This window comes from Armatimonadota bacterium (assembly GCA_031459765.1).
Classification (GTDB): Bacteria; Sysuimicrobiota; Sysuimicrobiia; order Sysuimicrobiales; family Kaftiobacteriaceae; genus Kaftiobacterium; species Kaftiobacterium secundum.
This window is the reverse complement of sequence record JAVKHY010000002.1, coordinates 140,396-160,803: the sequence shown is the minus strand read 5'-3', so window position 1 is coordinate 160,803 and position 20,408 is coordinate 140,396. Positions and strand designations below refer to the sequence as shown.

Here is a 20,408-nt window from a genome sequence, read left to right as displayed (position 1 = left end):
GGGGAACCGCGATGGGATGGCTGGACAAGGTGAAGCAGGGGATGGACCGGGCCAGGGAAGAGGCCGGGGAGATGGCCGCGATCGGCAAGCTGAAGGTCGAGATCCGCGCGCTGCACGGCAAGATGGAGGACGTCTTCAAGGCCATCGGGGCCAAGGTCTTCGACCTGTCGGAGACCGGCACCCGTTTTCCCGAGGAGATCGCCGCGCTCTGCCGTCAGGCGGACGCCCTGGCGGATGCGATCAAGGCCAAGGAGGCGGAGATGGCCAGGCTCCGGGCCGCCAGTTGAAAGGCATCAAGGCCAGACCGGGACCGCAACTCATGGGAGATGACGAGGTATCTGGAGGGAGCGAAGATGGTCTACGCATCCATCGGCTGGCGCGTCGTCGACGGCATCGTCTTCTCCATCCTGGGCGCCATCCTGATCGCCCGATCGCCCAAGGGGCAGCGCCTGGGAGATCGCGTGGCGGACACCGTGGTCGTGAAGGCCACGTCCCGAGCATGATCGCCCGGCAGCCGCAGGTGGCCCGCCGACGAGGTTGCGAGCATCCGCTGGGGACTGCTGAGGAGGTGCGGCGATGAGGCGTCATCTGACATCTGTGGTCGTGATCGTTGCGGCCGGCATCGCTCTTGCCGCGTGCGGGGGCAAGTCCGCGCAACCGGGGCCGCGCTTTGCGTCCGTGGTGCTCACGGACAATCCGGAGAGCAAGACGGAGAAGACGATCTTTGCGCCGGACACGCCGCGTATCTACGTCGTGTTCACGCTGGCCGCCGTGGCCCAGGGGACGGCCGTCAAGTCCGTGTGGATTGCCGAGAAGACCGGGGTGGCCGATCTCAACACCAAGATCGACGAAGCGATGCTGACGATGGGGGGCGCGCAGACGAGCGGCCGCTTCTGGTACTCGCGGCCGACGAACGGGTGGCCGGTGGGAGAGTACCGGGTCGAGCTGTACATCGGCGAGCAGCAGGCGGCGACCCGCCGGTTCCGGATCGAAGGACAGGCCACCTCGACGCCGGCCGCCCCGGTCCCCTTTGCCTCAAAAGGATGGACGCTGGAAAACGATGTGTACGTCAACCAGCGCCATGGCCTCCGGATTGCGGTACCTGAGGGCTGGAAGACCGGCGACGAGGCGCGGTTCAGTAAGCGGATCCTGTGGGTCATGAGCAAACTCGACGGTGCGGGCCGCGAGCGCATGGGGGTGAACATCACCCATGTGTCCATCGGGCAGGCCGATGCCGAGGAGTTCTTGAACAGCGACCTGGAGAGCTTCAAGCAGGCCACGTACGAGGAGGACGGAGCGACCAAGTCCTTGTTTACCGTCCTCGAGACGGGCCAGATCGGGTCAAACCCCGCCGTCCACTTCATCCGGAACAGCGACCAGAGCCGGGGGCTCAGCCTCTATTCGGCGCGCAACGGTTTCGGGTACATCGTCATCTTCAAGTGGGCCGCCGACGCCGCGACTGAGGACCTGTCGCAACTCCAGTCCGTCGCGCGATCCATCGGCTACGGCGACCTGCCCTTTGCCACGGCCGGCCCGGGCGCGCCCGGTGCCGTTTCGCCGCCGGCATCACCGCCGGCGGCAACCCCGGCGGTGCCGTCCACAATGCCTGCGGCGCCCTCTCCCCGCTCGGCGGGCGTGGACACCGGCACGCCCATCGTGTTCGCCACAGGCGTGCAGAACGCGAAACCGGTCGGGGCTGCGAGCACATTCCCAACGGGGACGCGCCGGGTCGACGCCTTCGTCCGCTATCAGCATCTCCGTCGAGAGGATCGCCTCGACGGCATCTGGTTCCGGGATGACCGGCAGTTCATGCGGCAGTCGACGACAGGAGCGGAGATCTTCGGCGGCGGCACCATCCCTCCGTCCGGCAGAGTGTGGTTCTGGGTGGAGTGGAAGGAGGGGGCACCGGCCGGGTCCTATCGGTTTGAGCTCCAGTTCAACGGGCAGGCGATCACGCAGGGTACCTTCGAGATTCGATAAGCGGGCGGCGATGGTCGGTCCGGGGAAAGGGCGCGGTGGAGATCTCCGTCAGCGAGCAAAAGGTGTTTTTGGTAGATCGGGAAGGCGATTGCCGACCGCCGCAGGCCGAAGAGCTCACCGGGAGCATAGGGCCCGCGCGCCGCAGGATGGCGGAAGGGCGCGAAGTTCGATAGGCCGTCCGGTCACCCGGCGAGACGCCTGGCCAGGCGGAGCGTCTCCTCGCTCGGTGCCAGACCGAGCTCTCGCTGGAGCGTCTCCGAGAACCGCTGGAACAGGCGCAGGGCCCGGGCCGGGTCGCCGGTCACAACGAGGAGGCGCATCAGGCCCTGCAGCGCGGGCTCGCAGGTGGGGTCGATCTCGAGCGCCCGTTCGAAGGCCTGGCGCGCCGAGGTGTGGTCCCGTTGGGCCAGGGCGGCTTCGCCGGCGCCGACCGCAGCGTCGATGAAGCGATTCCGGAACGTATCGCGGGCCAGGAAGCACCACTCGGCAAGCGGCAGATCGGCGAGGAGATCCCCGCGGTAGAGCGCCGAGAGGTCGGCCCAGCGCGGGGGACGGATACTTAGGGCACGCGTGAAGGCCTCGGCGTCTACTGCCACGCCGGGCCCCAGGCGGTATCCCGTGCCGTCCTTCACCACCGTCTCTCTTCCCAGCACGCGGCGCAGGCGCGACACGGTCGTGTAGAGTGAGCTCTCTTCGATGGTTTTGGCCTGCGGCCAGAGTGCTTCCACCAGTTCGGTCGCGGGCACGGCGCGCGGGTGGTGCAGGGCGAGATAGCCGAGGAGCTGGCGGACCTGAGGACGGCCGAAGGCGTCCTCGTCGATCGGCGTCCCCTCACGCTCCACCCGGAGCGGGCCCAGGATGCCCACACGGATCTTTGGTTTTGCATCCTTCGCGGCAGGTGATCCAAAACGCTCGAGGAGGGACGCGGCGTATCCGCGCTCGATTCCCTCCCGGCGGGCGAATTCGAGCACGGGCACCGCAGCCCACGTTTCGCGACCCCACAGCGCCCCGAGGTCGGCTTCGGAGCGCCAGGACAGCAACATGGTCAGATCCGCCTTCACGTCTTCCGGGCGTCCATCGAGAAGTCTGGCGTAGGCCCGGTGCAGACGGGGGAGGTAGCTTTCGACGCGCAGCGGGCCGTCCCAGAGAGCCTCGACGGCCGGTTCCAGCAGGCGCAGGGCCCGGGCCACGTTGCGCTCGACCAGGTGCAGCGCGCCTTCTTCGACCTCGAGCCGGAGCCGATAGGTTGGTGATAGCGGAGCCAGCAGCGGCCGTGCCGCGCCCAACTCCTGCCAGGCCCGGTGGAGTTCGCCCTGACGGCGGGCAGCGCGCGCGGCCAGGAGGCGCCAGAGGAACAGGTCCCTTTCCGATTCATGTGTCTCCGGAATGTCGGGGATGGTTCCGTTGACCTCGACCTCGACCTCAGCCCGCGCCAGCAGGATCTGCTCGACCATGCCCATGAGGCCGTGGCGCCTGGCGATGGCCAGCGCGGTCTCCAGTTCAACGCGGGCCTCGGTGAAGCGGCCGGCCCACAGGAGAGTCTGCCCCATGTTCATCGCCACGTTCGCTTCGCCAAGCGGCTCGCGCATCTGTCGAAAGCGCAGCAGGGCCCGCTGCTCCCATCGAACGGCCTCGGCCAGCTCGCCGCGCATCGAGTGCATCGCGCCCCGCCGCCGGATCAGGATGGACTCCTGCTGCCTGCTGTCGTGCTCGGCGAACCAGGCCCGCGCGCGCTCGATCATCTCGAAGGCCTCCTGGATCTGCCCAAGCTGGAACAGCTCATAGGCCAGAAACCCCTCGAGCTCCGCGCGGCCTGCCGGATCCCGGTTCCCGATCGTCGTCAGGGCGCTGCGCAGGGCGAGCGCCGCGTCGGCGAACGCGCCGCGATGGCCGTGGATCTCCGCCTCGTAGGCCGAGGAGCGCGCCAGCATCCGCCAGTTCCTGGTCTGCGCGGCCCGGGTCTGGGCCAGGTCCAACCACCGCAGCGCCTCGTCAAAGCGGCCCTCCAGATTGTCCAGGCGTCCGCGGAGGGTGATGATCTCTGCGGGCTCGCCGGGGTCGTAGGGCAGCTGCTCCAGGGCGTTCCGGAGCGCCGCCGCGCCGCCGGCGCGCGCGATCAGCGCGCCGTGGCTGACCAGGAACCGCCGGCGCACCTCGATCGAGCACAGCGGGCTGACCGCCCCGGCCTCCTCGGCCTCACCCCGTTCCACCCACCACTGCAGGGCGCGCCCGGCGAGGGCCGTGCGGTCCCGCTCGGGAAGACGGGTCAGCACGAACTCCCGGAACAGATTGTGCATCTGATACCGGTCTTCCGCGCTGCGACTCAGCCATCCCCGCTGTGTGAAGGCCTCCAGGACCGCCCCTCCCGCGTCCCGGCCCAGGAGATGCCCGACGAGGTCGACGGTGACGCTCCCGGCCACCGCCGCCGCCTGCAGGACCAGGCGCTCGTCGGGAGCGAGGCGGGGCCAGACCTCCTCGGCCAGCAGGGTGAACAGATCGCGGCGCGTGGCCGAGGGATGCGCCTCCGCGCCCAACCGCAGCAGGACGAACGCCGCCGGCCAGCCCTGGGTCTGGCGCAACAGCGCATCGGGATCTCCGCTGATCCCGAGGGCCAGGATCTCATCGCGCGTGAAGGCCAGATCGGCGGCCGTGAGTTCGACGATCTGTCCCTGGATGCGCAGCCGCGCCAGCGGGAGGTCAACGGCGTCGCGGCTGGCCAGGACGAGATGCAGGCGGGGGTGCTCGAGCAGCGTCCGGATCACCGTCAGTCCCTGGGGGCCGAGGTGGTGGACGTCGTCCAGCACCAGGACCACCTCGCGCTCCAGGCCGTCCAGGACTTCCTCCAGCGACCGGGCCGGGCGCTCGAGCGCGACGAACTCCGCCAGGAGCGCCGCCAGCCGCCGTGTGAAGGTGCGGGCGACGGCGTCGGTCGAGCGCGCGCCGTACCACACCTGCGCGATGTGGGTGGGAAGCGTTGCCCCCCACTGCGCCAGGAGCGTCGTCTTCCCGTAGCCGCTGTCGGCCACGACCAGGACGAGACGCTTGCGTTCCGCGCCCGCGAGCCGGGCGAGGAGGCGGGGCCGCGACACGGCGGACGCCGGTACCGGGAAGGGCCTCGACGGGCCGCCCGATCCAGAAGGAGCGCGCGCCGGGGTGGGGATAGCCATAGATATCCACGGGGGTTCTCCGCCTGAATCCGGGCTCCTGTTCGCCCGCGTCCAGGTTTTGTTCAGGTCCTGCTGGTACGGTGGGACCCGAGATCGGGCCCGGCGGGGCTCTGAACCGTGGAGGTGACGGGTGCAGCGATACGCGCGGGCGATCGCCGCATGGGCGGCGAGTCTGGCTCTGGTCGCGGCGGTACCCGCGGGCGCGTCGGCGCAGTCGCCGGAGGAGAAGGCGACACGGATCAAGGCGGCCCTGGAACGCGAAGGCCTGGCCGTGGTCGAGGTCACCTTCCTGCCGGCCGACCGGGAGGGTCCGCCGCACTGGTTTGCCCTCACGCGGGCCGCCTATCTTCGACCGAACTGGCCCGACGTGGCGCAGCACGCCCTGCGGGCCTGGCTGGCCGTGAACGGCGTCGTCGGGGGCGACGACCCGCAGACGATCATCTTCTCCAGCCAGCTCTGGACGAAATATGTGGTTCAGCTCGGGCAGCAGAACGAGAAGATCAGCGAGTTCGCCCGGGCCCTGCGCGCGGCGAGGTCCGACGCCGACCGCGATCGGGCGGCCCTGATCGTGCTCAAGCGGTTTCGCGTCCGGATCTACGACGTCGAGGCGCAGCGCTTTCTCGACGTGAAGGATTTCGTCAACAAGAACTTCATCGACTGAAGGGGAGGCAGACGCGATGACCTGGTTGGTGGCGTCCATCCTGCAGGCCACGCCGCCCTTTGGCATCCCGACCGGTCCCGACTACGGCCGGGTGCTGCTCAACGCGGCCTTCATGATCTTCTGGGTGATCGTCTCCGGCGTGGCCTTCGCCATCATGGCGCCCATCGCCATGCGCGTGTTCAACCGCGTGACCCCCGGCATCGACGAGATGGCCGAGCTGAAGCGCGGCAACACGGCCGTGGCCCTGGTCCAGGGGGCGACGATCCTGGCCATGGCGCTGCTGGTCGTCGCCGTCATCCTGAAGTAGGGTCGTCGTGACCGGCCTGGCGGAGCTCTTCCTGCTCTTCAAGCGGGACTTCTGGGCGCTCTTCGGTGCGATCTGGCTGCTGTGCGGCGTCGGGTTCCTGGTCATCGGGGGCGGCCTGGCCCTCGCCGAGGGCTCCCTTCTCCCGCTGGCCGCCGGTGTCGTGATCACCGCCGTCGGCGGGACGGTCGTGCGGCGGGCCTACGAGCGCATCCGGCTCGAGCAGTACCTGCGCCGCGAGGGGCGCGCCGTGGAGGGCGAGGTGATCGCCGTCGAGCAGACCCGCATGCGCTACAACGGGCGCTTTCAGTGGAGACTCACCTACCGGTACGCCGATGGCACGGGGGAGCAGCACCGCGGCCAGAGCGGATACCTGGAGCCGGACGAGGCGGCGGAGTGGAAGGTGGGGGATGCCGTCCTCGTCCGGATTGATCCCAGCCGCCCGGCGCGGAGCGTCTGGGTGGGCAGGCCGGAAGAGTCGCCGACCTGACCTCGGCGGAGGAGGCATCGCCGTGGACATTCGGATCATGGCCCTGCTGGCGGCGCTGGTGCCGGCGCTGCTGTGGCTGTGGTTTTTCTACTCGCGCGACCGCTACGAGCGCGAGCCGAAGTCCCTCATCGGCAAGCTGTTCCTGTGGGGGCTGCTCTCCGGATTCTGGGCGGCGGGATTGAACGACTTCCTCTCCGCCCTCTTCGGCCCGCAGGTGAACGCGGCGGCAGAAGGAGGGGCGATCACGCTCGCCGTGACCTTGCTCGCGGCGATGGTCGTCCTGGCCGCGCTGAACGAGGAGACGATGAAGTATCTCGTCACCACCAACAGCACGCGGAACGATCCCCGCTTCAACGAAGTCGTGGATGGCATGATCTACCTGACCACCGCCGCCCTGGGGTTCGCCGCGGGGGAGAACTTCGGCTACATCATGCGGGCCTTCGTCGGGACGTTTCAGTCGGCGACGGAAGCCGGCGCCTCCGGCGGGCAGGCCGGTGCCAGCGCCCTTGTCGCCGCTCTTGCCGTGACGGCGCCGCTGCGCGCTCTGCTGTCATCCCTGGGGCACGTGAGCTGGTCGGGGATCACCGGCTACGTGCTGGGGCGGCGGATCGTCGGCGGGGGATCGGCGCGCTCGGTCGTCTTCGGGTTGCTGGCCGCCTCCGGCCTGCATGCTGCCTACAACCTGCCGCAGTTCCTGGATCCCGACGAGGCGCTGCTCACGCCGTACTTTGGCCTGGCCGTCGCCGTCTGGGCGTTGGGCGTCGGGATCTACTTCCTCTTGCTGCGGAAGGCGCTCCGCGCCTCGCCCTTCAGGCGGGATCAACTGGCGCGTCGGCCCCTCGCCGCCGCCGAGGCCGAACCCGGCGGATAACCCGCCGGCACCAGGCGGAGGGCGCGGGCGGAGGCCGATGTCGGACCTGCTGGAGCGCGGGTTCCGCACCGCCCTGCGCCTCGGCCTGATCCTGCTGGCGGTCGTCGTCCTGGGCCCGCTCGCCGAGCGCAGCGAGTGGTTCCGCGCCATCGATCGGGTCATCGCACGCCATCGCCCGGCCTTCCTCGGCGGAGCCATCCTGGTGACCGTCGTCGGCTTCACGGCGTTCATGGGGACGATCCTCTACGCCCTGATCACCCAGGACCCGGGGCAGGGCGCGGGCCGCTCTTTCGGCGCCGAGGTGTCGTTCCGCGAGATTAAACACGCCTATCGGGCGCAGGCCTGGCGCACCGACCGGTTCTGGCGCCTCCTCTTTCTGACGATCCTGGGCGCGGCGGCTATGACCCTGGGAGCCTTCGGCCTGGTCTTCGTCCTCGGACCCGCACTCGTCCGCGCCCTGGTCGCCTTCGCCCTGCTCTACGCCCTCTGGCGCACGAGCCGGGCCTTCGCCCAGATCTGACCCCTCTGCGCATGGACAAACCCCGGGCGCCGGTGCAGAATGGTCTGGTGAGGTTCGGCCATGGCGCTCGATGACCTCTACCGCGAGCTGATCCTCGACCACTACAGCCATCCGCGCAACCGCGGAGAGTTGCCCGACCCCGACATCAAGGTGGAGGGGGCCAACCCCCTGTGCGGGGACGAGCTCGCCATCTACGTGAAACTGGCGGAGGGAAGGATCGCCGAGGTGCGCTTCGTCGGCCGTGGCTGCTCCATCAGCCAGGCCTCCGCGTCGATGATGACCGAGCAGATCAAGGGCAAGACGCTCGAGGAGGCCCGGCGCCTGTCCGGCCGGTTTCGGGCCTGGATGGCGGGCGAGGCGGTGGGGGAGGAGGACCTGGGCGATCTCCTGGCCCTCCAGGGCGTGCGCAAGTTCCCCGTCCGCGTGAAATGCGCGACGCTGTCCTGGGTGGCGCTGGAGCAGGGCGTAGACGAGTTCCAGCGCGGGAAGGGCATCGCCGCGACGAAGGCCACCTCGGAGTAGCGACCCGGTGTCTGGCGCCAAGGAGACGACGATGGTCAGTGAAGAGCGCCGGCGTGAGCTGGCGGCGCAGCTGCGCGTGGACAGCATCCGCGCCACCACCAGGGCCGGCTCCGGACACCCGACCTCCGCGCTGTCGGCGGCCGATCTCATGGCCGTGCTGCTCGACGGCCATCTGCGTTACGACTTCAGCAACCCGAAGGATCCCGACAACGACCACCTGATCTTCTCCAAGGGCCATGCCTGCCCGCTGCTCTACGCCATGTTCAAGGCCGCGGGCGCGATGACCGACGAGCAGTTGATGTCCCTGCGCACCTTCGGGAGCCCCCTGGAAGGCCATCCGGCCCCGGTGCTGCCCTGGATCGAGGTGGCCACGGGCTCGCTGGGGCAGGGGCTGGCCATCGGGGTGGGCCTGGCCCTGGCCGGCAAGTACCTGGACCGGCGTCCCTACCGGGTGTGGGTGCTCTCGGGGGACAGCGAGATGGCCGAGGGCTCGGTGTGGGAAGCGGTGGAGCATGCCGCCTTCTACCGGCTGTCCAACCTGATCTGCATCGTGGACGTGAACCGCCTCGGTCAGCGCGGCCCGACGATGCTGGGGTGGAACACCGCCGCCTACGCGGCGCGGGCCCAGGCCTTCGGCTGGCGGACCATCGAGATCGACGGCCACGACCTGGGAGAGATCGACGACGCCTACACCCGCGCCGCAGCCTCCACCGACGCCCCGGTGATGATTCTGGCCCGAACGGTGAAGGGCAAAGGGGTGGCCGCCGTGGAGGACCGGGACGGCTGGCACGGCAAGGCGCTGCCGGCCGCCGAAGCGGAGAAGGCGATCGCCGCCCTGGGAGGCGTGCGCTCCATCACCGTGGAGGTCCGGCGCCCCGCGCCGGCGGCGTCCGGCCCCATGCCGGCGGCCGCCGGCCCCCTGACCCTCCCGTCCTATCACGTTGGCGACGCCGTGGCCACGCGACGGGCCTACGGCGACGCCCTGCGCGCCCTGGGGGCGGCCCGACCGGAGGTCGTCGTCCTGGACGGGGAGGTCAACAACTCGACCTACGCCGAGGAGTTCGCCCGGGCATACCCGGACCGGTACTTCGAGATGTACATCGCCGAGCAGCAGATGGTGGCCGCCGCGGTGGGGCTGCAGGTGCGGGGCTACATCCCCTTCGCCTCGACCTTCGCCGCCTTCCTCACCCGCGCCTATGACTTCATCCGCATGGCCGCCGTCTCGCGGGCCAACCTGCGCCTGTGCGGCTCGCACGCCGGCGTGAGTATCGGCGCCGACGGCCCTTCGCAGATGGGCCTGGAGGATCTGGCGATGATGCGGGCCGTCGGGGGCAGCACGGTGTTGTACCCCTGCGACGCCAACCAGACCGCCAGACTCGTCGCCGCGATGGTCGACCGACCCGGGATCGTCTACCTGCGGACGACGCGCGAGAAGACGCCGGTGATCTACGGGCCGGATCAGACCTTTCCCATCGGCGGCAGCGTGGTGGTGCGACGCTCTCCCCGTGATCAGGCCACCATCGTGGCCGCCGGCATCACCGTCCACGAGGCCCTGAAGGCCGCAGAGCGGCTCACGGCGGAGGGGGTCGCCGTCCGCGTCATCGACGCCTACTCCGTCAAACCCATCGATCGGGACACGCTGCGGGAGGCGGCGCGGGAGACGGGTCGAGTGGTGGTCGTGGAGGATCACTGGCCGGAGGGCGGGCTGGGCGAAGCCGTGCTCTCCGCGCTCGCCGGCACGACCCCGTTTCCCCACGTCGTGACCCTCGGCGTCCGCGGGATGCCGGGGTCGGGGACGCCGGAGGAGTTGCTGGACGCCGCCGGGATCAGCGCCGGGCAGATCGTCCGGGTCGTGCGCGCCCTGGCGCCGGTGGGCGGTCCCGTCCGCGGATGAGGTCCTGACCGGGATGAACCGGCAGGCCGGCGGCGTTGAGCGGAGGGAGGACATCTCCGCCGCTCCGGAGTACCAACTGGACTGAGTTGTCCTCAGGAGGCGCCCGTGTCGGCTGACCCCAAAGCCCTCCCGCGCAGCACCGTCCTGCCCCTGGATCGGGCGCTGGAGGTCATCGACGCCCTGCCCGGCGGCGGGGTGATCCTGACCAAGGTGGAGGAAGTCCTGAACTGGGGGCGCGCCGCCTCGGTCTGGCCGCTGACCTTCGGGCTGGCCTGCTGCGCCATCGAGATGATGCAGTTCATGGCCACCCGCTTCGACGCCGACCGGGTGGGCATCATCCCGCGCGGCACGCCACGCCAGGCCGACTGCATCATCGTCGCCGGTCGGGCCACGATCAAGATCGCCCCCATCATCCGCCGGCTGTGGGAGCAGATGCCGGAACCGAAATACGTCGTCTCCATGGGATCCTGCGCCACCTGCGGCGGGCCCTTCTACTACGACAACTACTCGATCCTGAAGGGGATCGACCAGATCATCCCGGTGGACGTCTACGTCCCGGGCTGTCCGCCCCGTCCCGAGGCGCTCTATGAGGGGTTCCTGAAACTGCAGGAGAAGATCCGCAAGGAGCCCTTCCTGCGCCGCCGGATCGCCGCCGCGGCGCAGGCCGGCGGATAGCCCGATGGCCCTCCGCACCGAAGAGCTGATCCTGAACATGGGCCCGCAGCATCCCAGTACCCACGGCGTGCTGCGCCTCATCGTCACCCTGGACGGCGAGAACATCGTGGACGCCCAGCCGGACATCGGCTACCTCCACTCCTCCGTGGAGAAGATGATGGAGTCGCGCACCTACCTCCAGAACATCGCCCTGGTGGACCGCGGCATGGACTACCTGACGGCGATGGCCAACGAGGAGGTCTGGGTCCTGGCCGTGGAGCGCCTGGCGAAGATCGAGGTCCCCCTGCGCGCCCGCTACATCCGCACCATCATGCTGGAGCTGCAGCGCATCAGCAGCCACCTCATCTGGTGGGGGACCTTCGGGATCGATCTGGGCGCCTTCACCGCGTTCCTGTGGGCGATGCGCGAGCGCGAACGCATCATGGACCTCTTCGAATCCAGCACCGGGGGCCGGCTGCACCACGTCTATTTTCGGCTGGGCGGAGTGAACGAGGACCTGCCTGAAGGCTGGACCGACCGGTGCGCCGAGTTTTGCGACTACTTCCTCTCCCGGCTGCCCGAGTACGACCAGCTCCTCACCGGCAACCCCATCTTCCAGGCCCGGACCAGGGGCGTGGGCGTGCTGCCCCTGGAGAAGGCCGTGGCCATGGGCGCCTCCGGTCCCGTGGCGCGGGCCTCGGGGCTGGCCTATGACGTGCGCAAGGCCCATCCCTACGAGGTCTACGACCGCGTGCAGTTCGACGTCCCCGTGCGCACCGCCGGGGACTGTTTCGCCCGGTACGAGGTGCGCATGGAGGAGATGCGCCAGAGCGTGCGGATCATCCGGCAGTGCCTGGAGCAGCTGCCTCCGGGGGAGATCCGCAGCAAAGTCCAGGTGAACGTCAAGGTGCCCGCCGGGGAGGTCTACGCACGGACCGAATCGCCGCGCGGCGACCTGGGGATCTACCTGGTGGCGGACGGCTCGGAGAAACCCTACCGGGTGAAGATCCGGGCGCCGGCCTTCAGCAATCTCTACGCCCTGACGGAGATGATGCGGGGGTGGAAGGTGGCGGACGTCATCGCCATCCTGGGGAGCATCGACATCGTCCTGAGCGACGTGGACCGATGAACACGGCGGCCGTCGACGGGAAGAAGGGGCGTCTCGAACAGGCGTGGGAAGCCGCCGTGGGTCTTGTCGTCGGGCTGCGGGCGACGCTGCGCACGATGTTCGAGCCCAAGGCCACCGTGGTCTACCCGCTGCAGAAGGTGAACGTCAGCCACCGCTGGCACGGCCTGCTGGCGCTGCCCATCGATCCCGAGACGGACAACGACAAATGCATCATCTGCTTTCAGTGCGAGCGGGTCTGTCCCGACCGCTGCATCCACATTGAGGCTACGGGCAAGGGCAAGGAGCGCGTGCTGACGCGCTTCGACATCGAGATGGACAAGTGCTGCTACTGCGGGCTGTGCGTGGAGGTCTGTCCGACGGAGGCGATCGTCTTCGTCCCGCACTACGAGGCCAGCACCTACAACCGGGCCAACCTCCTCTACACACTGGACGACCTGCACCGGGCCGCCCCCAAAGAGCCCATCGCCACGGGGATGATCAAGGTGCGCGGCGACCTGGGGGCGGCCGGAGGCCGGCCATGAGCTGGGAGCTCGCCGAAAAGTTGCGGGCCAGGTTTCCGGACCTCGAGCTGTTCCCCCGGCCCGGAGCGGCGGAGCATCACGGGGAGCCGGCCGGCCCCGCCCCGCCGGCTCCGTCCGCCGGTCCGGAAGGCGGCGCCTCCCCCGGCGGAGCGCCCGCCCGTCCGGCCCCCCGACGCCCGGCCCACGAGGCCCCGCCGGCGTTCCTCACGCCGGGGGTCTTCGTCCCGCGCGAACGCCTGCTGGAAGTCTGCCGGGCGCTGGCGGGCGACCCGGAGTTCGGCCTGTCGTACCTGTCCTTCGTCAGCGCCATCGATCGCCCAGCGGCGGGGCAGCTGGAGGTGCTCTACCACCTCTACTCCCACCGAACGAAGGAGGAACTGGCCCTCAAGGTGCGCGTGGACCGCGCCCACCCCGTCGTGCCCTCGGTGACCTCGATCTGGGACGGCGCAAACTGGCACGAGCGGGAAGCCTACGATCTGTTCGGGATCGTCTTCGAGGGACATCCCAATCTCCGGCGGATCATGATGACCGACGACTGGGTCGGCCATCCCCTGCGCAAGGACTACGTCTACCAGGATCCGCCGTGGCTGGTCGAGGCGGCGAAACAGCGGCAGAAAGACCTCGAAGGCCTGGGGCTGGGCGAACGCGCCTGAAGGCGTGCCTGCCGCGAGGAGGGAAGGAACGGCGCCGCCGTTCCTTCTGTCTTTGTCGCCCCGGCTTGATCGTCCCGGCTCCGTGACACCGACGCGTCCTTTTCCTCCGGGCATCGGGAAGGCCTTCGCCCACGGAGGCCGCCCCTAGCGGGCGCAGACGGGCCCCAGGAGGCCACGGTGGACGGCAGGTAATTTGGGGTATACTGGAGCTGAAATGTCCCGTTCGATCCGATCGGGATTCATCGCGGGCGTTGGAGCCGGGGGGATTGCCACGGCGGCGATCTACCTCGGCCTCTTTACGTCCGGGATCCCCGCCGTGGCCCTGGCGCTGTGGGACCGGATGCTGCGGGCGATCCCGATGGAGGTCTTCTCCTACTTCATCGTGCGCCTGAAGTTCGCGGCGAAACCGTCCGCCTTCTGGGGCATGTTGCTGGGCATCGTCGTGCTCTGGGGGGTGCTCGGCGCGCTCCTCGTCAGGGTGCGCCCCTGGCCGCGGCTCCTCCTGGCCTGGGCCGTCTCCGCCGGCGTCCTCGCCCTGCTGACCTGGGGACCGGCGAGCGCCACCCTGGCCGCACGGCACCAGGCGCTGGGGGCGGCGGACGGCGGCACCCTACCGGTTGCGCTGGCTATCGCCGGGTACGCGACGCTGTACGCGCTCGTGTACGCAGTCACCGTCGGCCGGCCACCGCGGCCTGTGGCCGCGGCTCCGAAGGGCGGTGTCACCCGCCGTGAAGTACTCACCCGCGGCCTGCTCCTCTTCGTGGCCGCCGCGGCCGGAGCCTCGGCGGCGCGATGGATGTCAGCGGTCGGCGGTCGAACCCGCGCCGTTGCCCAGTCCCTCTTCGCCCGGGTCCGGGATCTCCCTCCGGAGATCACGCCGACCGACCAGTTCTACGTCGTGAGCAAGAACCCCCCGGGATTCGACCCGGTCCTGAACGCCGACCGCTGGTCGCTCGAGGTCGGCGGGCTGGTGGCGCGTCCGCTCAAGCTCGGCTACGAGCAGCTCCGCCAGTTCCCGTCCGTGGAGCAGTTCCAGACGCTGGAGTGCATCAGCAACGAGGTCGGCGGCGACCTGATCGGCAACGCCCGGTGGAAGGGCGCGCGGCTGCGCGACATCCTCCAGCAGGCCGGCGGGCCCGGGGCGAAGGCGGTGAAGGTCGCCTTCCGCTGCGCCGACGGCTACACCGAGTCGATCCCCATCGCCGACGCGCTGAATCCCACCACGCTGCTGGCCTACGAGATGAACGGCGAACCGTTGCCTCCCAGGCACGGCTTCCCCGTGCGGCTCCTGGTGCCGGGGCTATTCGGCATGAAGAATCCGAAGTGGATCACCCGGATCGAGGTGGTGGACTACGACTTCCAGGGCTACTGGGAGCGCTCGGGCTGGAGCGATGAGGCGGTGGTGAAGACGATGTCCAAGTTCACCACGCTGCCCCGCACGGTGGCCCCGGAGGAGGTGCCCCTCGGCGGCGTGGCCTACGCCGGCGACCGGGGCGTCCGGGAGGTCGAGGTGAGCACCGACGGAGGGAGGAGTTGGCAGAAGGCGGAGGTGAAGCCGGCGCTGGGTCCGTTCACCTGGGTGCTGTGGGCGGCCCTGTGGAAGCCCACCGGTCCCGGGGAGTACACGCTGAAGGTCAGAGCCAAAGACGGCGGCGGGGTGCTGCAGACGGCGAAGGAGGCGCCGCCGCTGCCGGACGGCGCGTCGGGGTATCATACGCTGCGGGTCCGGGTACGCAACTAACACATGCGGTATTTCACGGTGGCGGAGGCGGTGGCCGTCCTTCCCGAGGTGGAGCAGCTGGTGCGGCGCCTCCGCAGCCTGCGCGACGAGGTCCTGGCGGCAAAGGGCCGGCTCGACGGATGCTGGGAGCGGCTGGGCCGGGGCGAGCCGGTGCTGGACGACCTCCTCGCCGCGCAGCGGGACGTGGAGCACCGCGCGCTGCGGGCGGCGGAGGCGGCCTCGCGCCTGGAGGAGATCGGCTGTGTGTTGCGCGACCTCGACCTGGGCCTGATCGATTTTCCCGCGCGGGCCGGAGAGCGGGAGGTCTTCCTCTGCTGGCGTCTCGGCGAAGACACCGTGCGGTTCTGGCACGGGGCCGACGAGGGCTACGCCGGGCGAAAGCCGTTGAGCGAACTGCCGCGGGGTCGCGGACATTGAGCGGTCCGCGGAAGGAACGGGTCGGATCCACCCGAACACACCTGATGATCTGTTCCACCTCCGGCCGCATGACGAGCATGATTCCCGCCGCTCCACGAGCCGCGCCGATGCCTGCCGAGGGCCGGCTGCGGCCTGAGCGGTGTCCATGAGGGGCAGGAATGCCGGAACCGTATGATGTGGTGATCATCGGGGGCGGACCCGGCGGTTACGTCGGGGCCATCCGGGCCGCCCAGCTGGGGCTGCGCACCGCGCTGGTGGAGCGCGACAAGGTGGGCGGGACCTGCCTGCACGCCGGCTGCATCCCGACAAAGGCGCTGCTCCAGACGGCGGAACTCCTGGAACACCTGAAGGATGCTCCGGATCTCGGGGTGCGGACCGGCGAGGTCTCCGTGGACGTCGCCGCGGCGCACCGACGCAAGGCCCGGGTGGTCGAGACCCTCTACAAGGGGACGCAGTTCCTGATGCGCAAGAACAAGATCGACGTCTTCACCGGGGAAGGCCGGTTCCTCAACCGGGAGACCATCGGGGTGGCCCTGGCGGACGGGTCGGAGACGGCGCTCACGGCCAGACACGTCATGATCGCTACCGGCTCCGCTCCCCGCAGCCTCCCCGGCATCGCCATCGACAACGTGCGCATTCTCGACAGCACCGGCGCCCTGGGGCTGACGGAGGTCCCGCGGTCCATCGTGATCCTGGGCGCAGGGCCGGTGGGGGTCGAGTTCGCCAGCCTGTACCGGGCCCTGGGCAGCGAGGTGACGGTGGTCGAACTGCTGTCCACCCTGCTGCCGCTGGAGGATGAGGAGATCGGCCGGACGCTGGAGCGATCCTTCGCCCGCCGGGGCATTCGCGCCATGACGGAGACGGCCGCGCAGAGCGCGCGGGTGAGCGGCGACCGGGTCGCGGTCACGGTCGTCCAGGGGGGCGAGACGCGGACGCTGGAAGCCGACTATCTGCTGGTGGCCATCGGCCGCGCGCCGGTGACGGCGGGGCTGAATCTCGACGAGGCCGGGGTGGCCGTGGAGAAGGACGCCCCCGTGGTCGACGAGCACCTGCAGACCACGGCCCCGGGGATCTACGCCATCGGCGACGTGCTGACGGGAGCCCGGCCCTTCCGCCTGGCCCATGTGGCCAGCGACGAGGCGATCGCCGTGGTCGAGCGCATTGCGGGCGTGGGCGGCCATCCCCTCAACTACGACGCCGTCCCCCGGCCGACGTACTCCCTTCCCCAGGTGGCCACGGTCGGGCTCACCGAACAGCAGGCGCGCCAGCAGGGCTACGACGTCAGGGTGGGGCGCTTCAGCTTCCAGGCCAACAGCAAGGCGGTGATCCAGGGGATGCGGGAGGGGTTCGTCAAGGTGGTCGCCGACGCCAGGATCGGCGAAATCTTGGGGATCCACATGATCGGGCCGTCGGTCACCGAGTTGCTCGCGGAAGGCGTGGTGGCCAAGTACGGCGAGGCGACGGTGGCGGAGCTGGGTGCGGCGGTCCACTCGCACCCCACGCTGTCCGAGGCGCTCAAAGAGGCGGCCCTGGATGCCATGGGCAGGGTCATCCACGTCTAACCCGGCGGACTGGATCGGAGGGGTGGAGCGACGATGAGCGCGATGGAGGCGAAGCCCCGGGTCTCGGCACGGCACGCCCAGCTCGGGCTGAGCGACCGGGATGTCCTGGAGATGTACTACTACATCGCCCTGGCCCGGGCCCTGGACGAGCGGATGTGGGTGCTGCAGCGGGCCGGAAAGGCGATGTTCGTCATCTCCGGCCCCGGCCACGAGGGGTGTCAGGTGGCGGCGATGTGGCCGATGGACAAGGCCCAGGACTGGTTCGTGCCGTTCTATCGGTCCATCGCGGCCTGTCTGGTGAAAGGGATGACCCCGACCGACATCCTTTTGGGGCTGTTCGCGCGGGCGGCCGATCCCAGCAGCGGCGGCCGCCAGATGCCGGGTCACTACGGCCATCCCCGGGTGAAGATCTTGAGCACCAGCAGCCCGGTGGGCACCCAGTACCCCCACGCGGTGGGCATCGCCTACGCCGCCAGGGTGCGCAGGACCGGCGAGGTGACCATGGTGGCGATCGGCGACGGCGGGACGAGCCAGGGGGACGTCCACGAGGCGATGAACTGGGCCGGCCTCTACCGGCTGCCCGTGATCTTCGTCGTGGAGAACAACGCCTACGCCATCTCCGTTCCGCTGCACAAGCAGGTGGCCGGAGGCAGCATCGCCGCCCGGGCCGCCGGCTACGGCTTCCCCGGCGTGGTCGCCGACGGCAGCGACGTGCTGGAGTGCTACCGGGTGGCCCGGGACGCCTACGAGCGGGCGAAGCGGGGGGAGGGCCCGATGCTGCTGGAGTTCCAGGTGCCGCGGCTGGGGTCGCACAGCAGCGACGACCAGCAGGAGCGCTACCGGACGAAGGACGAGATCGAGGCCGATCGGGCCCGGGACCCGCTGCGCGTCTTCGGCGCCTACCTGGAGAGCGTGGGGCTTCTCACCGACACCGTCCGGCAGGAGATCGCCGCGCGTGTGCGGCGGGAGATCGACCAGGCCACCGAGGCGGCGGAGCGCGCGCCCCTGCCCGAGCCGGCCAGCGCGGCGCGCTACGTGTTCTTCGAAGGGCGGTGAGTCCCGTGGCGGAGCGGCGGTATATCGACGCGATCAACCTGGCCCACCACGAGGAGTTCGCCCGGGACGACCGGGTCGTCGTCCTGGGCGAGGATGTCGGCCGCAAGGGCGGAGTCTTCGGGGCCACGGCCGGGTTGCTGGAGAAGTACGGCGAGGAGCGGGTCATCGACGCGCCGCTGGCGGAGTCCTCCATCGCCGGGGTGGCCATCGGCATGGCCGCCAACGGCCTGCTGCCCATCGCCGAGTTCCAGTTCGCCGACTTCATTCACCCGGCCTTCAACCAGATCGTCAGCGAGGCGGCCCGGATGCGCTACCGCTCCAACAACGCCTTCGGCTGCCCGGTGGTGTTCCGCACGCCCTACGGCGGGTCCCACGGCACCGCCCTCTACCACTCCCAGTCCATCGAGGCCTTCTACGCCCACGTCCCCGGGATCAAGGTCGTCGCCCCCGCCACGCCCTATGACGCCAAGGGGCTGCTCAAATCCGCCGTGCGCGATCCCGATCCGGTGCTGTTCCTGGAGCACAAGCGCATGTACCGGATCGTCAAGGGCGAGGTGCCCGACGACGACTACACGGTGCCCATCGGCCCGGCCGCCGTCCGGCGCGAGGGGAAGGATCTCTCGGTGTTCGCCTACGGCTGGATGCTGCACGAGGCGCTGCAGGCGGCGGAGACGCTGGCCGGCGAGGGGATCGACGCGGAAGTGGTCGACGTGCGCACGCTGGCCCCGCTGGACACGACGACAATCCTCCACTCCGTGGCCAAGACCAACCGGGCCTTGATCGTCTACGAGGACAACCGGTTCTGCGGCTACGGTGCCGAGATCGCGGCGCTGATCGCAGAAGAGGCCTTCTACGACCTGGACGCTCCCGTGATCCGCCTCGGGGGGCCCGACGTCCCGGGGATTCCCTTCAGCAAACCGCTGGAGGAGTGGTTCTTCATCGACCGGCACAAGATCGCCGACGCCATCCGCAGGCTGGCCGCGCTGTAGGGCCGGGAGGCCATGTATGCCGACGGAAGTGAAGATGCCGCAACTGGGAGAGAGCACCTACGAGGGCACGATCGGCAAATGGCTGAAGGCGCCGGGCCAGCGGGTGGAGCGGTTTGAACCCCTGGTGGAGATCATCACCGACAAGGTCAACGTCGAGATGCCGGCGCCCTTCGGCGGCACCCTGACCCAGATCCTGGTGCCGGAGGGGACGACGGTGGCCACGGGCACGCCGATCGCGCTGATGGAGACCTCCGAGGCCGCGACCGGGGGGGAGACGCCCCCGCTCTCCGCGGCATCATTGCCACCCGCCGCCGGGCGCCGCGACACCGCCGTCGCCGCGGACGGGGAGCGCGTCAGACTCTCTCCGGTGGTGCGCCGGCTGGCCGCAGAGCACGGCCTTTCCCTGCAGGAGGTGGCCGCGCTGCCGGGATCGGGCGCCGGCGGCCGGGTGACCAAGGAAGATGTGTTGCGCTATCTCGGGCGGCGCGCCACGCCGCCCGGCCCCCCGCCGCCCCCCGCGCCCGCCGGGCCCGCGCTGGCGGCGCCCCCCGCTGCCCCTGCCGCGGCGACCGGGGATCAATTGATGAAACTGACCCCGCTGCGCCGGTCGATCGCCCAGCGCATGGCCCAGTCCAAACGCGACATCCCCCATGCCTACGGGGTGGTCGAAGCCGACGTCACCTCCCTGGTGCGCTGGCGCGAGGCGCACAAGGAGGCCTGGCGCGTGCGGGAGGGGGTGAACATCACCCTCACCGCCTTCTTCGTCCGGGCCGCCGTGGAGGCGCTGCGCGCCTTCCCCGTCGTCAACGCGGTGTGGACGGAGGAGGGGATCCTGCTCCGCAAGGCGATCAACATCGGGCTGGGCATTGCGGTGGAGGACGGACTGATCGTGGCCGTGATCAAGCAGGCCGACCAGAAGAGTCTGGTCGGCGTGGCCCGCGACATCGACCGGCTGAGCCGGCGGGCCCGGGACGGGACGTTGACGCTCGAAGACGTGCAGGGCGCCACCTTCACCATCACCAACCCGGGCGTCTTCGGCTCGATCTGGTCCATGCCGATCATCGTCCCGGGGCAGGCCGCGATTCTCGCCACCGACGCCGTGGTGAAGCGGCCGGTGGTGCGGGACGACGCCATCGCCATCCGTGATATCATGCACCTGGGACTGTCCTTCGATCACCGCGTTTTCGACGGGGCCGTCGCCGTGCAGTTCCTCAACCGGATCAAGGCCAAGCTGGAGGGCTTTGCCGGCGGTGACGCCACGCTGACCGACTTCTGAG

21 protein-coding genes are annotated in these 20,408 nt (G+C 69.9%); 20 read left to right on the top strand and 1 reads right to left on the bottom strand.

Annotated elements, in window-relative coordinates:
- Nucleotides 1–11 precede the first annotated feature (11 nt).
- The 3 genes from QN141_03445 (at nucleotide 12) to QN141_03435 (ending at nucleotide 1,980) form a co-directional block, all read left to right on the top strand.
- Nucleotides 12–287 carry a hypothetical protein gene (locus QN141_03445; GenBank protein MDR7557520.1) on the top strand — a complete coding sequence of 92 codons (276 nt, stop codon included), beginning with the start codon at nucleotides 12–14 and terminating at the stop codon, nucleotides 285–287.
- A 66-nt stretch (nucleotides 288–353) separates the two neighbouring features.
- Entirely contained in the window at nucleotides 354–503 is a 150-nt protein-coding gene (locus tag QN141_03440; GenBank protein MDR7557519.1) for a hypothetical protein, read from the top strand.
- Between the two features lie 73 nt (nucleotides 504–576).
- Nucleotides 577–1,980 carry a hypothetical protein gene (locus tag QN141_03435; GenBank protein MDR7557518.1) on the top strand — a complete coding sequence of 468 codons (1,404 nt, stop codon included), beginning with the start codon at nucleotides 577–579 and terminating at the stop codon, nucleotides 1,978–1,980.
- A 182-nt stretch (nucleotides 1,981–2,162) separates the two neighbouring features.
- Here QN141_03435 and QN141_03430 read toward each other — a convergent pair whose 3' ends face one another.
- Nucleotides 2,163–5,069: a BTAD domain-containing putative transcriptional regulator gene (locus QN141_03430; protein ID MDR7557517.1), complete on the bottom strand. Its 2,907-nt coding sequence runs from the start codon at nucleotides 5,067–5,069 to the stop codon at nucleotides 2,163–2,165.
- 208 nt (nucleotides 5,070–5,277) lie between these two features.
- Between QN141_03430 and QN141_03425 the strand changes: the two genes are divergently transcribed.
- The 17 genes from QN141_03425 (at nucleotide 5,278) to QN141_03345 (ending at nucleotide 20,407) form a co-directional block, all read left to right on the top strand.
- Nucleotides 5,278–5,808 (top strand): hypothetical protein, encoded by a 531-nt coding sequence (locus QN141_03425; protein ID MDR7557516.1) that lies wholly within the window; start codon nucleotides 5,278–5,280, stop codon nucleotides 5,806–5,808.
- Nucleotides 5,809–5,824: 16 nt separating this feature from the next.
- Nucleotides 5,825–6,115, top strand: a complete 291-nt coding sequence (locus QN141_03420; protein ID MDR7557515.1) for a DUF350 domain-containing protein — start codon at nucleotides 5,825–5,827, stop codon at nucleotides 6,113–6,115.
- 7 nt (nucleotides 6,116–6,122) lie between these two features.
- A complete protein-coding gene (locus tag QN141_03415) occupies nucleotides 6,123–6,602 on the top strand; it encodes a DUF3592 domain-containing protein (GenBank protein MDR7557514.1) in 480 nt (159 codons plus the stop codon).
- 22 nt (nucleotides 6,603–6,624) lie between these two features.
- Complete coding sequence (locus QN141_03410) at nucleotides 6,625–7,473, top strand: PrsW family intramembrane metalloprotease (GenBank protein MDR7557513.1); 849 nt, start codon at nucleotides 6,625–6,627, stop codon at nucleotides 7,471–7,473.
- A gap of 37 nt (nucleotides 7,474–7,510) precedes the next feature.
- A complete protein-coding gene (locus tag QN141_03405; protein ID MDR7557512.1) occupies nucleotides 7,511–7,993 on the top strand; it encodes a hypothetical protein in 483 nt (160 codons plus the stop codon).
- Between the two features lie 60 nt (nucleotides 7,994–8,053).
- Nucleotides 8,054–8,515: an SUF system NifU family Fe-S cluster assembly protein gene (locus QN141_03400; GenBank protein MDR7557511.1), complete on the top strand. Its 462-nt coding sequence runs from the start codon at nucleotides 8,054–8,056 to the stop codon at nucleotides 8,513–8,515.
- 7 nt (nucleotides 8,516–8,522) lie between these two features.
- Entirely contained in the window at nucleotides 8,523–10,409 is a 1,887-nt protein-coding gene (locus QN141_03395; protein ID MDR7557510.1) for a transketolase, read from the top strand.
- Nucleotides 10,410–10,571: 162 nt separating this feature from the next.
- Nucleotides 10,572–11,084: an NADH-quinone oxidoreductase subunit B family protein gene (locus QN141_03390; protein MDR7557509.1), complete on the top strand. Its 513-nt coding sequence runs from the start codon at nucleotides 10,572–10,574 to the stop codon at nucleotides 11,082–11,084.
- Between the two features lie 4 nt (nucleotides 11,085–11,088).
- On the top strand, nucleotides 11,089–12,192 hold the full coding sequence (locus tag QN141_03385) for an NADH-quinone oxidoreductase subunit D (protein MDR7557508.1): 1,104 nt from the start codon (nucleotides 11,089–11,091) through the stop codon (nucleotides 12,190–12,192).
- A complete protein-coding gene (locus QN141_03380) occupies nucleotides 12,189–12,713 on the top strand; it encodes an NADH-quinone oxidoreductase subunit I (GenBank protein ID MDR7557507.1) in 525 nt (174 codons plus the stop codon). The genes QN141_03385 and QN141_03380 overlap by 4 nt, the downstream gene beginning before the upstream one ends.
- Complete coding sequence (locus QN141_03375) at nucleotides 12,710–13,366, top strand: NADH-quinone oxidoreductase subunit C (GenBank protein MDR7557506.1); 657 nt, start codon at nucleotides 12,710–12,712, stop codon at nucleotides 13,364–13,366. Before QN141_03380 ends, QN141_03375 begins: the two co-directional genes overlap by 4 nt.
- A 214-nt stretch (nucleotides 13,367–13,580) precedes the next feature.
- On the top strand, nucleotides 13,581–15,107 hold the full coding sequence (locus QN141_03370) for a molybdopterin-dependent oxidoreductase (GenBank protein ID MDR7557505.1): 1,527 nt from the start codon (nucleotides 13,581–13,583) through the stop codon (nucleotides 15,105–15,107).
- Between the two features lie 3 nt (nucleotides 15,108–15,110).
- Nucleotides 15,111–15,524 carry a DUF2203 domain-containing protein gene (locus QN141_03365; protein ID MDR7557504.1) on the top strand — a complete coding sequence of 138 codons (414 nt, stop codon included), beginning with the start codon at nucleotides 15,111–15,113 and terminating at the stop codon, nucleotides 15,522–15,524.
- Between the two features lie 158 nt (nucleotides 15,525–15,682).
- On the top strand, nucleotides 15,683–17,086 hold the full coding sequence (gene lpdA, locus QN141_03360) for a dihydrolipoyl dehydrogenase (protein ID MDR7557503.1): 1,404 nt from the start codon (nucleotides 15,683–15,685) through the stop codon (nucleotides 17,084–17,086).
- A 33-nt stretch (nucleotides 17,087–17,119) separates the two neighbouring features.
- The gene (locus QN141_03355; GenBank protein MDR7557502.1) at nucleotides 17,120–18,142 is read left to right on the top strand and encodes a thiamine pyrophosphate-dependent dehydrogenase E1 component subunit alpha; all 1,023 of its coding nucleotides are present in this window, start codon (nucleotides 17,120–17,122) and stop codon (nucleotides 18,140–18,142) included.
- 5 nt (nucleotides 18,143–18,147) lie between these two features.
- Nucleotides 18,148–19,131, top strand: coding sequence for an alpha-ketoacid dehydrogenase subunit beta (locus QN141_03350; GenBank protein ID MDR7557501.1), 984 nt, complete (start codon nucleotides 18,148–18,150; stop codon nucleotides 19,129–19,131).
- Nucleotides 19,132–19,147: 16 nt separating this feature from the next.
- Nucleotides 19,148–20,407, top strand: coding sequence for a dihydrolipoamide acetyltransferase family protein (locus QN141_03345; protein MDR7557500.1), 1,260 nt, complete (start codon nucleotides 19,148–19,150; stop codon nucleotides 20,405–20,407).
- Nucleotide 20,408: the final 1 nt, after the last annotated feature.

Coding starts and splice junctions, on each gene's coding strand:
- lpdA (MDR7557503.1), top strand. CDS start 15,683: ATGCCGGAACCGTATGATGTGGTGATCATCGGGGGCGGACCCGGCGGT.
- QN141_03370 (MDR7557505.1), top strand. CDS start 13,581: ATGTCCCGTTCGATCCGATCGGGATTCATCGCGGGCGTTGGAGCCGGG.
- QN141_03365 (MDR7557504.1), top strand. CDS start 15,111: ATGCGGTATTTCACGGTGGCGGAGGCGGTGGCCGTCCTTCCCGAGGTG.
- QN141_03435 (MDR7557518.1), top strand. CDS start 577: ATGAGGCGTCATCTGACATCTGTGGTCGTGATCGTTGCGGCCGGCATC.
- QN141_03380 (MDR7557507.1), top strand. CDS start 12,189: ATGAACACGGCGGCCGTCGACGGGAAGAAGGGGCGTCTCGAACAGGCG.
- QN141_03445 (MDR7557520.1), top strand. CDS start 12: ATGGGATGGCTGGACAAGGTGAAGCAGGGGATGGACCGGGCCAGGGAA.
- QN141_03345 (MDR7557500.1), top strand. CDS start 19,148: ATGCCGACGGAAGTGAAGATGCCGCAACTGGGAGAGAGCACCTACGAG.
- QN141_03420 (MDR7557515.1), top strand. CDS start 5,825: ATGACCTGGTTGGTGGCGTCCATCCTGCAGGCCACGCCGCCCTTTGGC.
- QN141_03385 (MDR7557508.1), top strand. CDS start 11,089: ATGGCCCTCCGCACCGAAGAGCTGATCCTGAACATGGGCCCGCAGCAT.
- QN141_03440 (MDR7557519.1), top strand. CDS start 354: ATGGTCTACGCATCCATCGGCTGGCGCGTCGTCGACGGCATCGTCTTC.
- QN141_03400 (MDR7557511.1), top strand. CDS start 8,054: ATGGCGCTCGATGACCTCTACCGCGAGCTGATCCTCGACCACTACAGC.
- QN141_03355 (MDR7557502.1), top strand. CDS start 17,120: ATGAGCGCGATGGAGGCGAAGCCCCGGGTCTCGGCACGGCACGCCCAG.
- QN141_03405 (MDR7557512.1), top strand. CDS start 7,511: ATGTCGGACCTGCTGGAGCGCGGGTTCCGCACCGCCCTGCGCCTCGGC.
- QN141_03375 (MDR7557506.1), top strand. CDS start 12,710: ATGAGCTGGGAGCTCGCCGAAAAGTTGCGGGCCAGGTTTCCGGACCTC.